10 protein-coding genes are annotated in these 14,143 nt (G+C 61.2%); 8 read left to right on the top strand and 2 right to left on the bottom strand.

The genetic code is table 11. The features are described 5' to 3' along the window. Window positions 1–6 precede the first annotated feature (6 nt). Complete coding sequence (locus ACMDB8_RS17520; protein WP_056723781.1) at window positions 7–519, bottom strand: methylated-DNA--[protein]-cysteine S-methyltransferase; 513 nt, start codon at window positions 517–519, stop codon at window positions 7–9. A gap of 136 nt (window positions 520–655) precedes the next feature. Between ACMDB8_RS17520 and ggt the strand changes: the two genes are divergently transcribed. Both ggt and ACMDB8_RS17510 read left to right on the top strand, forming a co-directional pair. Continuing rightward, entirely contained in the window at window positions 656–2,383 is a 1,728-nt protein-coding gene (ggt, locus tag ACMDB8_RS17515) for a gamma-glutamyltransferase (protein WP_409078843.1), read from the top strand. Window positions 2,384–2,452: 69 nt separating this feature from the next. Next, entirely contained in the window at window positions 2,453–2,986 is a 534-nt protein-coding gene (locus ACMDB8_RS17510) for a cysteine hydrolase family protein (protein WP_409078842.1), read from the top strand. Window positions 2,987–4,976: 1,990 nt separating this feature from the next. Here ACMDB8_RS17510 and ACMDB8_RS17505 read toward each other — a convergent pair. Next, a complete protein-coding gene (locus tag ACMDB8_RS17505) occupies window positions 4,977–5,879 on the bottom strand; it encodes a LysR family transcriptional regulator (RefSeq protein ID WP_056723776.1) in 903 nt (300 codons plus the stop codon). 200 nt (window positions 5,880–6,079) lie between these two features. On the opposite strand from ACMDB8_RS17505, the gene ACMDB8_RS17500 reads away from it, so the two are divergent. From ACMDB8_RS17500 to ACMDB8_RS17475, 6 genes are all read left to right on the top strand, one after another. Further along, window positions 6,080–7,579 (top strand): purine-cytosine permease family protein, encoded by a 1,500-nt coding sequence (locus ACMDB8_RS17500; RefSeq protein WP_056723774.1) that lies wholly within the window; start codon window positions 6,080–6,082, stop codon window positions 7,577–7,579. Then, complete coding sequence (locus ACMDB8_RS17495; protein WP_223541434.1) at window positions 7,576–8,418, top strand: nitrilase family protein; 843 nt, start codon at window positions 7,576–7,578, stop codon at window positions 8,416–8,418. The genes ACMDB8_RS17500 and ACMDB8_RS17495 overlap by 4 nt, the downstream gene beginning before the upstream one ends. An 86-nt stretch (window positions 8,419–8,504) precedes the next feature. Further along, window positions 8,505–9,527, top strand: a complete 1,023-nt coding sequence (locus tag ACMDB8_RS17490) for a helix-turn-helix transcriptional regulator (protein WP_056723771.1) — start codon at window positions 8,505–8,507, stop codon at window positions 9,525–9,527. Window positions 9,528–9,728: 201 nt separating this feature from the next. Then, on the top strand, window positions 9,729–11,525 hold the full coding sequence (locus ACMDB8_RS17485) for an amidohydrolase (RefSeq protein WP_223541446.1): 1,797 nt from the start codon (window positions 9,729–9,731) through the stop codon (window positions 11,523–11,525). 18 nt (window positions 11,526–11,543) lie between these two features. After that, window positions 11,544–13,283 carry an amidohydrolase gene (locus tag ACMDB8_RS17480; RefSeq protein ID WP_056723766.1) on the top strand — a complete coding sequence of 580 codons (1,740 nt, stop codon included), beginning with the start codon at window positions 11,544–11,546 and terminating at the stop codon, window positions 13,281–13,283. A 106-nt stretch (window positions 13,284–13,389) separates the two neighbouring features. After that, window positions 13,390–14,130 (top strand): TorF family putative porin, encoded by a 741-nt coding sequence (locus tag ACMDB8_RS17475; protein WP_056723764.1) that lies wholly within the window; start codon window positions 13,390–13,392, stop codon window positions 14,128–14,130. Window positions 14,131–14,143 lie beyond the last annotated feature (13 nt).

Below are 14,143 nucleotides of genomic sequence, written 5' to 3'. Positions count from 1 at the left end.
ACAAGATCAAAAGCCTGGGAACCGTGCGGTGCCAGGCCTTTGCCCACCTTCAAGTGTGAGCAACAACGCCTTCGCCTCAAGCCCGCCGGCAAACCCGGTGAGCTTGCCCGACGCGCCAATCACCCGATGACAGGGCGCCACGATCGAAATCGGGTTCTTGCCATTCGCCGCACCCACTGCCCTGACCGCCGCCGGGTTGCCGATCTGTTCGGCGATCTGGCTGTAGCTGCGGGTCTCGCCGAACGGGATGGTCAGCAGCGCCGCCCAGACCTTCTTCTGGAATTGCGTACCGGCAAAATCCAGCTCCAGTTCGAAGCGATCGCGACTGCCGGAAAAATACTCGCGCAACTGCGCAGCCGTGCGCACCAGGATCGGGTTGTCCGGCGCTTCGCTCATCGGCCCCAGGCGCACTCGCCCGGGTTTGTCGTTTTCCCAGAGGATGGCCGCCAGTCGTGAACCGTTCGCGACCAGCTTCAACTGGCCCACGGGTGAATCCACGGTGGTGCAGGTATAGGTCATGCCAGGGCTCGCGCAAAATTGCTGAACAGGTGTTAAGGATACTGCCTCGACGGGGAGGCGCAATACGTAATCCCGACCATACTTGGCTACGGCTTTTGAAACGTTCCCCTGTTTAATGACAAGAAGAGACCGACTCATGAAGTACGAACCTTTTGCCAAATCGCTGATTGCGACCTCGTTGGCGCTCAGCTGCCTGACCGCCCATGCCGCCTCGGTGGCCCCGGCTACCGGGGAAAACGGCATGGTGGTCACGGCCCAGCACCTGGCCAGCCATGTGGGCGTGGATGTGCTCAAGAACGGCGGCAACGCCGTGGATGCGGCGGTCGCGGTCGGCTATGCGCTGGCGGTGGTTTACCCCGCGGCAGGCAACCTCGGCGGCGGTGGTTTCATGACCATTCAACTGGCGGACGGGCGCAAGACCTTCCTCGACTTCCGTGAAAAAGCGCCGCTGGCCGCTACCGCCAACATGTACCTGGACAAGGAGGGCAACGTCGTTCCCGACCTGAGTACCCGTGGCCACCTGGCCGTGGGCGTGCCGGGCACCGTGTCGGGCATGGAACTGGCGCTGTCCAAGTACGGCACCAAGCCGCGCAAGGAAATCATCGCCCCGGCCATCAAGCTGGCCGAAGACGGTTTCGTGCTGGAGCAGGGGGATGTCGATCTGCTGGACTACGCCACCGACATGTTCAAGAAGGACATCAAGGATTCCGGCGCGATCTTCCTGAGCAAAGGCGAGCCGATGCAGGTCGGCCAGAAACTGGTGCAAAAGGACCTGAGCAAGACCTTGCGGGAGATCTCCGAGAAAGGCGCCGACGGTTTCTATAAAGGTTGGGTGGCGGACGCCATCGTCACCTCTAGCCAGGCCAACAAGGGCATCATCACCCAGGCCGACCTCGACAAATACAAGACCCGTGAACTGGCGCCCATCGAGTGTGACTACCGTGGCTACCACGTGGTTTCCGCACCGCCACCGAGCTCCGGCGGCGTGGTGATCTGCGAGATCATGAACATCCTCGAAGGCTATCCGATGAAGGACCTGGGCTACCACTCGGCCCAGGGCATGCACTATCAGATCGAGGCGATGCGCCACGCCTATGTGGACCGCAACAGCTACCTGGGCGACCCGGACTTCGTGAAGAACCCGATTGCCCACCTGCTGGATAAAAACTACGCGACCAAGCTGCGCGACGCGATCAAGCCACAAAAAGCCGCGATATCCAGCGAACTCAAGCCCGGTGTAGCGCCCCATGAAGGCAACAACACCACCCATTACTCCATCGTCGACAAGTGGGGCAACGCGGTGTCGGTGACCTACACCCTCAACGACTGGTTCGGTGCCGGCGTGATGGCGAGCAAGACCGGAGTCATCCTCAACGATGAAATGGACGACTTCACCTCGAAGATCGGCGTACCGAACATGTACGGCCTGGTGCAGGGCGAGGCCAACGCCATCGCGCCCGGCAAGGCGCCGCTGTCGTCCATGAGCCCGACCATCGTCACCAAGGACGGCAAAGTGGTGATGGTGGTCGGCACTCCGGGTGGCAGCCGCATCATTACCGCGACCTTGTTGACCATGCTCAACGTGATCGACTACGGCATGAACATCCAGGAAGCGGTGGATGCGCCGCGTTTCCACCAGCAGTGGCTACCGGAGGAAACCAACCTGGAAGCCTTCACCACCAGCCCGGACACGGTGAAAATCCTCGAGAGCTGGGGCCACAAGTTCGCCGGTCCACAGGATGCCAACCACTTGGCGGCGATCCTGGTCGGCGCGTCGTCCCTGGGTGGCAAGCCGGTAGGCAAGAACCGTTTCTACGGGGCGAACGACCCACGGCGTAACACCGGGTTGTCGCTGGGTTATTGAGGGTTGTGTCCGGAGGGGGACGGGCTTATGTTCGTCCCCTGATCCATCGACAATTCAAGGAAGGAAATCATGACCACTGCGTTGTTAATCATCGACGTCCAACAGGCTTTGTGTTCCGGTGAATACGAGTGCTTCGAGATTGGACGGGTCATCAACACCATCAACGACCTTTCTGCCCGGGCGCGCAAGGCGGGCGTGCCCGTGGTGCTGATCCAGCACGAAGAAGCGGGCAGCCCGCTGGCGCATGAGGCTGCCGGTTGGCAACTGGCCGACGGGCTGGAAACCATGCCCAAGGACCACCGCGTACGCAAGACCACCGGGGATTCGTTCTACCAGACCAACCTGCAAAAACTGTTGCCGAAGGAGGACTTCGAGCGCCTGGTCATCTGTGGCCTGCAGACCGACTATTGCGTCAACGCCACCGTGCGCCAGGCCCTGAAACTGGGTTACGACGTGGTGCTGGCGGGCGACGCGCATTCCACCGTCGACAACGGCAACCTGACCGCCGAAGACATCATCGCCGAGCACAACAAGGACCTGGCGCACCTCACCGGTTCCGTGGCGCGGATCGATGTGGTCCCGGCCAAGGACATCCACTTCTGAACCCACCCTGTTTCCCTGTGGGAGCGAGCCTGCTCGCGATGATGCCAGCACATTCAACATTGATGCTGGCTGACTTACCGCTATCGCGAGCAAGCTCGCTCCCACAGTAATTTCGGTCGCTGGCAGAATTTCGCGTACACCCACTAACCCCTGTGGGAGCGAGCTTGCTCGCGATGACGTCATTACAGCCAGCATTGATATTGATTGACCCACCGCTATCGCGAGCAAGCTCGCTCCCACAGTAATTCCGGTCGCTGGCAGAATTTCGCGTACACCCACTAACCCCTGTGGGAGCGAGCTTGCTCGCGATGACGTCATTACAGCCAGCATTGATATTGATTGACCCACCGCCATCGCGAGCAAGCTCGCTCCCACAGTAATTTCGGTCGCTGGCAGATTTCGTGTACACCCACTAACCCCTGTGGGAGCGAGCTTGCTCGCGATGACGTCATTACAGCCAGCATTGATATTGATTGACCCACCGCCATCGCGAGCAAGCTCGCTCCCACAGTAATTTCGGTCGCTGGCAGATTTCGCGTACACCCACTAACCCCTGTGGGAGCGAGCTTGCTCGCGATGACGTCATTACAGCCAGCATTGATATTGATTGACCCACCGCCATCGCGAGCAAGCTCGCTCCCACAGTAATTTCGGTCGCTGGCAGATTTCGTGTACACCCACTAACCCCTGTGGGAGCGAGCTTGCTCGCGATGACGTCATTACAGCCAGCATTGATATTGATTGACCCACCGCCATCGCGAGCAAGCTCGCTCCCACAGTAATTTCGGTCGCTGGCAGATTTCGTGTACACCCACTAACCCCTGTGGGAGCGAGCTTGCTCGCGATGACGTCATTACAGCCAGCATTGATATTGATTGACCCACCGCCATCGCGAGCAAGCTCGCTCCCACAGTAATTTCGGTCGCTGGCAGATTTCGCGTACACCCACTAACCCCTGTGGGAGCGAGCTTGCTCGCGATGACGTCATTACAGCCAGCATTGATATTGATTGACCCACCGCCATCGCGAGCAAGCTCGCTCCCACAGTAATTTCGGTCGCTGGCAGATTTCGTGTACACCCACTAACCCCTGTGGGAGCGAGCTTGCTCGCGATGACGTCATTACAGCCAGCATTGATATTGATTGACCCACCGCCATCGCGAGCAAGCTCGCTCCCACAGTAATTTCGGTCGCTGGCAGAATTTCGCGTACACCCACTAACCCCTGTGGGAGCGAGCTTGCTCGCGATGACGTCATTACAGCCAGCATTGATATTGATTGACCCACCGCCATCGCGAGCAAGCTCGCTCCCACAGTAATTTCGGTCGCTGGCAGATTTCGTGTACACCCACTAACCCCTGTGGGAGCGAGCTTGCTCGCGATGACGTCATTACAGCCAGCATTGATATTGATTGACCCACCGCCATCGCGAGCAAGCTCGCTCCCACAGTAATTTCGGTCGCTGGCAGATTTCGTGTACACCCACTAACCCCTGTGGGAGCGAGCTTGCTCGCGATGACGTCATTACAGCCAGCATTGATATTGATTGACCCACCGCCATCGCGAGCAAGCTCGCTCCCACAGTAATTTCGGTCGCTGGCAGATTTCGCGTACACCCACTAACCCCTGTGGGAGCGAGCTTGCTCGCGATGACGTCATTACAGCCAGCATTGATATTGATTGACCCACCGCTATCGCGAGCAAGCTCGCTCCCACAGTAATTTCGGTCGCTGGCAGATTTCGTGTACACCCACTAACCCCTGTGGGAGCGAGCTTGCTCGCGATGACGTCATTACAGCCAGCATTGATATTGATTGACCCACCGCTATCGCGAGCAAGCTCGCTCCCACAGTAATTTCGGTCGCTGGCAGAATTTCGCGTACACCCACTAACCCCTGTGGGAGCGAGCTTGCTCGCGATGACGTCATTACAGCCAGCATTGATATTGATTGACCCACCGCCATCGCGAGCAAACTCGCTCCCAAAGGACTTACACCGCTCCGAAAATCTCGATCAGCTCATTCAGAAACGCGCTCACCAGATCCCGCTGCCGCGCCGAATGCCGCACCGCCGCATGAAAGCTGACCTCATAGCGCAACAGGTCCGGGTTCAGCGGGTGTAGCTGCCCCAGCTGTTCATGGCGGGTCGCGTAGTGCTGCGGCAGAAACCCCAGGTGCTGGCCGGACAGGATCAGCAGGGCTGCGCCGTCCATGCTGTCGGTGAGCACGGTCAGGCGTTCGATGGACGTGGGGGCCGGCATTTCCGGCAGGGGATGGCTCGGCCAGACCCAGTCGAACCCGCTGACATCGTCGCGGGTCAGCGCGCCGACTTGCCCGAACAGCGGGTGCGAGGGCGCGCAGTAGGCAATCTGGGTTTCCGGGAACAGCGGGAAATAATCGATGCTGGGCAAGCGATGCCAGAAGTAACCGATGGCCAGGTCGATATGGCCGTTGATGATTTTTTCTTCCAGCAGCGACGATGACAGCTCGGTGAAATGGAAGTACAAGCCCTCGTGCCGTGCCCGCAAACGGGCAATGGCCTGGCCGATTTTCCTGTTCGCCACCGGATCGATTTGCCCCAGCAGGCCGATGTTGATGCTGCCCGAGACTTTGCGGTTGATGTGCTGCACCTCGACCCGAAAGCCTTCGGCCGCCGCCAGCAAGCGCCGGGCCGCGTCGATGAACTGAGTGCCTTTGGGCGTTACCGAAAACCCGCCGCGCCCGCGTTCGCACAAGCGGAAACCAACCCGGGCTTCGAGCGTTGCCAGCTGCGCGCTGATCGTGGGTTGCGTGGTGTTGAGGGCGGTTTGCGCCGCCGAGATGCCGCCCGCTTCGACGACGGTCAGAAATACCCGGATCAGGCGCAGATCCAGCTCCGTTACAGTTCCCAGCATGGGGGGCTCCCGATTCTCGCTTACATAGATGCTGATCTATGTGAACAGTGTGCCTGCGATATTTTATTGCCCGGACTCACGCCCTACATTGCCGTGAAACCAGCGTCATCGTCAGCTTTTTCTGGAGTTTCACCTGAACTGGACGTCGTAGCGAGCGCTGTACCCACAAAAACAACAAACAACAGCATAGGAACAATCGTATGTCAGGTTCCCCAGTGTCTGCGCACGCCACCGAGGCGAGCGGCGGGTTGGCCATCGAAGGCCACTCCATCGACTACATCCCGGAAAACGAACGTCACGCCAAACTCAGCAGTCAGGGGCCTTTCTGGTTCCTGGGCAATTTCCACTTCTTCACCATCTCCATAGGTTTTGTCGGCCCGAGCCTCGGCTTGTCGGCACTGTGGACCATGCTGGCCGGTGCCCTGGGCATTATGTTCGGCACCATTTTCATGGCGTTCCACGGCTCCCAGGGCCCGGAAATGGGCCTGCCGCAGATGATCCAGTCCCGCGCCCAGTTCGGCTATCGCGGGGTGATCCTGGCGTTGATGGCGACGATGTTTGTGTTCGTCGGTTTCAACGTGGTGAACATCTCGCTGATCATGAATGGCCTGGAGCATGTGTTCGGCATTGACCCGACCCTCGTCGCCGTTGCTGTGGTGCTGATCGGCGCATTGTTGTCGATCTACGGCCACGACCTGATGCACAAGGCCTTCAAGTGGGCCTTGCTGGCGACCTTGCCGCTGTATGCACTGGTGACCATCGCCCTGATGTTCGGCGCGGGCCAGGAAGGCGTCACGCCGGCGACCGACCTGGGCTTCAACTGGGTGGCCTTCGCCACGCTGTTCGCCATCGGTGCCAGCTACAACATTTCCTATGCCCCCTACGTGTCTGACTATTCCCGCTACCTGCCGAAAAACACCAGCCGGGCAAAACTGATCGCGGCGGTGTTCATCGGTGCCTCGTTGTCCGGCAGCTGGATGATCGGCCTCGGCGCCTGGCTGGCCCAGGAGCTCAAAGCAGCGGATGCACTGGTGGCGTTGAACCAGGTCGGCTCCTCGATGGTGCCGGGGCTGGGCAATCTGCTGGTGATCGTCTCGGTGGCGGGCTTCCTGCCGATCATCGCCCTCAACACCTACAGCGCCATGCTGACGCTGCTGACCGGTGTCGACTCGATCAGGAAAATCACCCCGACACCCCGCGCCCGCGTGCTGTCGATCAGTGTGATCAGCGTGATTCTGTTGACCTGCGTGCTGTCGATCAAAGGTGACGGCATCGCGCTGTTGAACACCTTCCTGGTGTTGTTGCTGTACTTCCTCGTGCCGTGGACCGCCGTCAACCTGGTGGACTACTTCTTCGTGCGCAAGGGCCGTTATGCGATACCGCATTTCTTCACGCCAAACGGCATCTACGGCGCCTGGCAATTTCGCGGCATCGTCTCGTACCTGATCGGCTTCGCCGCGATGGTGCCGTTCTTCTACATCTACGATGCCGCCGCCGGCAAAGAGGTGTTCGTCGGCCCGCTAGCGCGAGTGCTGGAAGGCGTGGACATCGCCTGGCTGGTAGGCCTGGTGGTTTCGGGGCTGACCTACTACCTGCTCAGCCGCTCGATTGATCTGGCCGCCGAACGCCGGGTGATCGATGCGCTCAGCGAGAGCGACATTGTCGCCATGACCCATTCATCTGCGGAGGCAGGGCGTTGAACAGCGCAAAAAATACCGTGGTCGCCTGCTGCCAACTGGCACCGAAAATCGGCGACCTGGCCTATAACCGCACGCTCACCGAACGCGCGATTCGCCAGGCAGCCTTACAGGGCGCCCAGGTCGTGGTGCTGCCCGAGCTGGTGCAGAGCGGCTATCTGTTTGCCGACCGCTTTGAGGCGCTGTCGCTGGCGGAAACAACAGATGGCCCGACCTTGCAACTGTGGCAGGCCCTGGCCCGTGAGCTGAACCTGGTGATCGTCGGCGGTTTTTGCGAGCGCCTGCCCGGCGACGAACTGGCCAACAGCGCGGCGATGATCGACGCCAATGGCCTGCGCGCGGTGTATCGCAAGGCCCATCTGTGGGATGCCGAGAAGGACATCTTCACGGCTGGCGATGCGCCACCGCCGGTGGTCGAAACGCTGCATGGACGGTTGGGCATGCTGATTTGCTACGACCTGGAATTCCCCGAGTGGGTGCGTCTACCGGCGCTGGCCGGGGCCGATCTGCTGTGTGCGCCGGTCAACTGGCCCGACGGTCCGCGGCCGCAGACCGAGCGCCCGGCCGAAGTGCTGCGGGTGCAGGCCAATGCCTCGGTCAACCGCATGTTCATCGCCGCCTGTGATCGCTATGGCCATGAGCGCGGGGTCGGCTGGGTCCAGGGTTCGGTCATCGTCGACGCCGACGGCTACCCGTTGGCCGGGCCCGCGGAGCAGGGCGGCGAGCAGATGTTGCTGGCCACGCTGAACCTTACCGAAGCGCGCAACAAGCGCATCAGCGCGCGCAATGATCTGCACAAGGACCGCCGGCCGCAGCTGTACGGGCTGCACAGCACCTTGTAAGCATTGATGTCATTGCGTGCTGGACGCCCATCACGGGCCATGGCATCGTCGAAACGAAAAGCCATGCAGTGAACGGGATCGCAATGATGGGGGAGGGAAATAAAGTCGACGGTGACGCGACGATGGTCACGCTCAAGGCGTTCAATCATTGCGTATTGCACCTTGGCCGGCTGGCGCGGGAGAGCGGGGCGTCGCGATTCATCGCCGATGGCCTGCAGGCATTCGCTCAACTGGTGCCCTTCGCGTCTGCCTGGTGGGGGGAGATGTCGACGCCAGGCCCTGATGTCCCCCCTCAGAGCTGGATGCACGGCAGCATCAATCTCCCCGAATCCTTTGCCGCCGAATGGCATCCGGTGGCGGCAAACGACCAGTTCTCCCACGCCACGCTCAATCGTCCCGGTGAGGTGGTGCGCGACAACGGTTTCAACGACCCGTGCGAAGCCGTCAACGATTTCGCCCGGCGCTACGATCTCTACCACTTGATGAGCATCACCTATGAGCTGCCCGAAAGCGGCTTGATGTTTTTCGTCTGCCTCTACCGTGGCCAGCATGAACAGGCATTCGAGGAGCATGAAGCCGAGCTGTTTTCGGCGTTCTGCGATCACCTGTTCCAGCTGTGGCGGTTCCAGGTGCAGGACATGATTCGCTTCGATAGCGAAAACGGCGCGAGTGATTTTGGCGTCGCGCGCATGGACGGCAGCCTGTTGTATGTGGGCGCCAGGTTGTGCGCCGCCATTCAACGGGAATTACCCGGCTGGAGCGGTTCAATGCTGCCGGGCGAGGTGATCGCGCAACTGGCGAAGGCGCCCTGCGTGATCCGCCTGGGCCGCTGCGCCCTGACCCTGAGCCCCAACGCCGGACACGTCATCCTGTCCCTTGAAGCACCGTCGGGTGGGGACGGTTTGGCGCCACGGGAGCGCACGGCAGCGATGCTGTTCGCCGCCGGGCACTCCTACAAGGAAATCGCCAAAATGCTCGCCCTGAGCCCCGCGACCGTGCGCACCTATTTGCGCAATTGCTACTTGCAGCTGGGTGTGAAAAGCAAGGTGGAACTGGGCTCGGCCCTGCGTTCACCGGGTGCGCTGGCGGAGTCCGTGCGCCGGGATTAATCCCAGTCGTTTCAATTATTTGCCTTACCCCTCCTCATTTGCAGAGGTCCATTCGAACGCTGCGCCCTATAGGGTAGGCCCTGTCTATCAGGGGCCGGCGCAGTCGCTTCGGGCCGCTTCAAAACAATAAGAACAGGGGTGAGGCATTTGAGACTTTCCAGGCTTTTTGTCGCCGTTGCGGCGACGACGGCATTTTCCGGCATGGCGTTGGCGGCGACACCCGCCGACACGGTCATGCGCAATGGCTACGTCTACACCGTCGATGGCCAGGATTCCGTGCAGCAGGCCATTGCCATTTCGGGCGGCAAGATCGTCTATGTCGGCAGCGACGCCGGGGTCGACGCCTACATCGGCAAGCAGACACAACTGATCGACCTGGCCGGGCGCATGCTGATGCCGGGCTTCGTCGATGCGCACATGCACCCGGGAGATGGCGGTCGCGCCATGACCTTGTGCGACCTGAAATACCAGACCATGACCCGCGCGCAGTTTCAGGCGAGCATCCAGGCCTGCCTCGATGCCGACAAGGACAAGGGCCCGGATGTCTGGCTGGAAGTGGGCAGCTGGGATCGCATGGGCATGACCGGGCTCGACGGCGACGCCGACAAATCGACCCTGGACGCGCTCAAGACCAAGCGTCCGATCCAGGTGCGCTCCACCGACTTCCACACCGTGCTGACCAACTCTCGCGGCCTGGAGCTGGCCGGCATCAACAAGAACACCGCCGACCCCGAAGACGGCAAATACCGCCGCGACAGCGCCGGCAACCCGAACGGCATCTGTGAAGACGGCGCCGCCGAATCGCTGGCCGCCGTGGTGCCACCTGCGACCGACACGGAAAAACTCAATCAGGTTCGCGCAGCCCTCGACGCCATGCGCCAGCAAGGCATCACCAGTTTCATGGATGCGCTGTCCGGCCCGGAAAACGGCAAAGCCTTCACCAGCCTGCAAAAGTCCGGCGAGCTGACCGCCCGGGCCTTGCTGGCGATCAAGCTGGACCCGGCCGCCGCTGCCGCCGACCCGGTGAAAACCATCGCCGAGGCCAAGGCCCTGGCCAGCACCTACGATCAGGGCGAAGTGCATGTCGCGCCGGGCGTGAACATGCGCCACGTCAAACTGTTCATGGACGGCATCATCAATGCCCCGGCGGACACCGGCGCCATGTTGACCCCGTACCTGCACAATAGCGGCACCGACAAGGCGCCGAAGTGGACGCCGGGCAAGAACCTGGGCGAACTGTACTTCCCGCCGCAAGTGCTCAATCCGTTGTTGCTGCAAGCGGTCAAGGCCGGTTTCGATCCGCACCTGCATGCCACCGGCGAGCGCGCGGTGCGCGATGCACTGGACAGCGTGGCCTACGTGCGCAAGGAACTGCCAGTTACTGATTTCCGCCCGGCCATCGCACACGCCGAGTCGGTCGACCCTGCCGACTATTCACGCTTCAAGGCACTGGACGTCACGGCCACCATGTCGTTCCAGTGGGCACAGCAGGCACCGTCCACGGTCGACGGCACCAGTGACCACCTTGGCGCCGAGCGATTTGCGCGCATGGAGCCCTCGGGCAGCATCGCCCATGCCGGTGGTCGCGTGGCGTTTGGCAGCGATTGGCCGGTCGATCCCCTCGATGAGTTCCTGGCGCTGAAAGTCGGTGTCACCCGTTCCGGCGACCCGACCAATCCGCACAGCTATGGCCCCAAATATGCGGGGCGACTCAACACCGATCCGGCGCTGTCGCGAGCCGAGGCGCTGCGCAGCATCACCCTCAACTCCGCCGAACAGCTGAAGCTGGACGCGGTGCTGGGTTCGGTCGAAGTCGGCAAGTTCGCTGACCTGATCGTGCTCGACAAGAACTTCATGCAGGTGCCCGAGGAGGAACTGGGCCGCAATGACGTGCTGCTGACGCTGGTCGGCGGCAAGGTCGTGTGGGCCAAGGCGCCGTTCCTGGGGCTTGCGCCACACGTGGTTTCCCAAGCGGTCACTTCCCGATCCGCCCCATAAAAACTAGAGAGCGTTCCAATGCGATTGATTCCAAACCTGTTGGCCGCCGCGCTGGCCTTGTCGTCGGTGCAGGCCATGGCCGCCGCTGACCTGGTGTTGTTCAACGGCAAGGTCTTTACCGCCGAACCCGGCCAGGCACTGGTGCAGGCTGTTGCGGTGCAAGACGGCAAGATTCTGAAAGTGGGCAGCGATGCCGAAATCAATGCCCTGGCCGATGCCAAGACCCAGCGCATCGACCTGGCGGGCAAAGTGTTGATGCCGGGCATGATCGACACCCACAGCCACCCGGTCTCGGGCGCTTTCGACAGCATGAAGGCCAACCTGCTGGACGAGGTCAAACCCTTGCCGGAACTGGAGCAGTGGTTGATCGAAGAGGACAAGGCCGGACGTGCCCGTTCCGGTGATGTGATCAGCGTGGCCGGGGTCAGTTCGGCCTACTGGGAGAAGAGCCGTGAACTGGGCAAGGTGTTCAACCAGGGGCGTTGGGCTGATCAGCCCATCGTCTTCAGCGGCATCGACGGCCACACCGGTTGGGCTAACAATGCGATGCTCAAGCGCCTGAACATCGACGCGGCGCTGGTCAAGAGCCTGCCGGAGAAAGAACGCAGCTTCGTCGGCCATGAAGCGGACTTCACGCCGAACGGCTACTTCGCCGAATCCCGTTGGGATGTGGTGCGCAACGGGATTCCGGCGCCTACTCCGGAGGCGATGCTCAAGGCCGCTCGCGAGGCGGTGAAGATCAACAACCAATTCGGCGTCACTGCCTGGATGGACGCTGCGGCGAACGGCGGCGGCGAAGATTCGCTGTTCGATTTCCATGCCACCGCCGAAAGTGTCGGCGTGCTGCCGCTGTACAAGGAGCTGGCGCAGAACGGCGAACTCAGCGCCCACGTCGCCGCGTTGATGGTCACCAATCCGAAGAGCAAACCTGCCGACCTGGAAGTGATCGCCACGGTGATGAAGCAGTTCGAGGGCGTGCCTAACCTGACGTTCCCCGGCATCAAGGTGTTTGTCGACGGCATTCTTGAATTCCCGGGGCAAACCGCAGCGGTTATCGTGCCGTTCAAGAACAGCCATAAAAATGGTCAGTTGCTGACCGACCCGGCGCACTTTGGCGAGCTGGTGGTGGCGGCGGAAAAACGCGGCTGGATCGTGCACATGCACGCCGTCGGCGACCGGGCGGTGCGTGAAGCGCTCAATGGCGTGGCGTATGCGCGCAAGCTCAGCCCGACGCCTGTACCCCACAGCGTCGCGCACCTGCAACTGGTCAATCCCAAGGAGTTTCCACGCTTCAAGGAACTGGGCGTGATCGCTTCGATGCAACTGCTGTGGGCCACCGGTGAGTCCTACACCGTCGAACTGGTCAAGCCTTACATCAGCGCCTTTGCCTACGGTTACCAGTATCCCGCGCGGTCCCTGCATAACGCCGGCGCGACGATTGCCGGTGGTAGCGACTGGCCGGTGTCGAGCGCCAATCCGTTCAACGCCATTGCCCAGGCCAGCACACGCAAAGGTCCGTTGGGCGTACTCAATGCCAAGGAAAGCATCGACCGCCAGACCATGTTCTATGCCTACACCATCAACGCGGCGAAAACCCTGCGCCTGGAGCAGCAGATCGGTTCGCTGGCACCGGGCAAGCAGGCCGACCTGATCATCCTCGACCGCGACGTGTTCAAGGTCAGCGATGACGACCTGTTCGAAACCAAAGTCCTGAACACGTTCTTCGCCGGCAAGCAGGTCTACGCCCCCGCATCCTGACCTGCGTACACCCAACACCGCAAAAACTGCCAGCCCCTCGTAGAGCGAGGGGCCTGGCATCGCCATGCCTGAAATTCCCCGTACGCCATAACAACAAGAGAACTGTATGAACGCACTTTCAGCATTGACCCTCGCAGCACTCGCACTGGCCCCCCTGACCAGCCAGGCCCTGGCCCTCAACGATGATTTCAGCCTGGAGATGACCCTGGGCGTCGTCAGCGACTACCGCACCCGGGGGATCTCGCAGACCCTGGGCGATCCGGCGGTGCAGGGCGGAGCAACGCTGCTGCACAGCAGCGGCCTGTACATCGGCGCCTGGACCTCCAACGTCGATTTCGGCGGCGGCTTCGACACCCGCCAGGAGCGTGAGTACTACGCCGGTTACTACTGGCAGGCCACGGACGCCATCAGCCTGGACCTGGGCTACATCAAGTACGACTACCCGAAAAATTCCGAATTCAACCTCAGCGAGGCGTATGCCGTTCTCGACCTGTACGGTGTGAAGCTGGGTGCCTATTACTCCAAGGACACGCCGAACTTCTTCGGCGAGGACCAGGACACCCTTTACACCTACGTGGGTTACAAAATCGATTTGCCGGCCGAAGTCGGCCTGGATTTGCGCTTTGGGCGCAACGATGTGAACGACCCCGCGTTCTGGTCCGCCAATGGCGATAGCCGTGAGTCTTACTACGAGTGGGAAGCCAAGCTGACCCGCGACTTCGTCGGCGTCACCTGGGGGCTGAGCTACGTCGACACCGACCTGTCGAAAAGCGAGTGCAGCAGTTGGTACGGCTATGACGACCTCTGTTCGGCGACAGTTGTAGCCAGCGCAACCAAGACCTTTTAAATTCCGTCCCTGA

It is taken from the genome of Pseudomonas monachiensis, assembly GCF_047345015.1.
GTDB classification, from domain to species: domain Bacteria; phylum Pseudomonadota; class Gammaproteobacteria; order Pseudomonadales; family Pseudomonadaceae; genus Aquipseudomonas; species Aquipseudomonas monachiensis.
Note: the sequence above shows the minus strand (reverse complement) of the source record. Positions and strands in the feature narration are given on the sequence as shown.

Coding starts and splice junctions, on each gene's coding strand:
- ACMDB8_RS17520 (WP_056723781.1), bottom strand. CDS start 519: ATGACCTATACCTGCACCACCGTGGATTCACCCGTGGGCCAGTTGAAG.
- ggt (WP_409078843.1), top strand. CDS start 656: ATGAAGTACGAACCTTTTGCCAAATCGCTGATTGCGACCTCGTTGGCG.
- ACMDB8_RS17510 (WP_409078842.1), top strand. CDS start 2,453: ATGACCACTGCGTTGTTAATCATCGACGTCCAACAGGCTTTGTGTTCC.
- ACMDB8_RS17505 (WP_056723776.1), bottom strand. CDS start 5,879: ATGCTGGGAACTGTAACGGAGCTGGATCTGCGCCTGATCCGGGTATTT.
- ACMDB8_RS17500 (WP_056723774.1), top strand. CDS start 6,080: ATGTCAGGTTCCCCAGTGTCTGCGCACGCCACCGAGGCGAGCGGCGGG.
- ACMDB8_RS17490 (WP_056723771.1), top strand. CDS start 8,505: ATGGGGGAGGGAAATAAAGTCGACGGTGACGCGACGATGGTCACGCTC.
- ACMDB8_RS17485 (WP_223541446.1), top strand. CDS start 9,729: ATGGCGTTGGCGGCGACACCCGCCGACACGGTCATGCGCAATGGCTAC.
- ACMDB8_RS17480 (WP_056723766.1), top strand. CDS start 11,544: ATGCGATTGATTCCAAACCTGTTGGCCGCCGCGCTGGCCTTGTCGTCG.
- ACMDB8_RS17475 (WP_056723764.1), top strand. CDS start 13,390: ATGAACGCACTTTCAGCATTGACCCTCGCAGCACTCGCACTGGCCCCC.